The following is a 283-nucleotide window of genomic DNA, read 5'->3' as shown; positions in this document are numbered from 1 at the left end:
AGAGGTACGCCTTTATTGTCATAAACATAGGCATAGACCTTAGACCAGCCTTGTGAGTTGTTGAAATAAACACGGTTGGCAATTTGTTGCTCAATGTCTGGGACTTTTGTACCGACTTCAACTACTTGTGCTACTGGTTCTTTACTAACAGTTTCAGAAAGTTTTGTCTTAGAAACAAGTTGGTTGCCAATGTACTCGGAACGGTAAGTAATTGTCTTCATTCCATCTTGCCCTTCGACGCGAGTTACTTTCTGTCCTTTTTCAAGTTCAGGATTATCTACAT

The 283-nt window shown here is 39.9% G+C and carries 1 protein-coding gene; it reads right to left on the bottom strand.

Annotation, left to right across the window (positions count from 1 at the left end; all coding sequences use genetic code 11):
* Positions 1-283, bottom strand: a 283-nt coding sequence (locus C1E99_RS00410; RefSeq protein ID WP_193441767.1) for a G5 domain-containing protein, incomplete at both ends; no start/stop codon positions are given.

Source organism: Streptococcus suis (genome assembly GCF_002964045.1).
GTDB classification, from domain to species: domain Bacteria; phylum Bacillota; class Bacilli; order Lactobacillales; family Streptococcaceae; genus Streptococcus; species Streptococcus suis_U.
The sequence above is the reverse complement of the archived record's forward strand: the minus strand, read 5'-3'. Positions and strand labels throughout refer to the sequence as shown.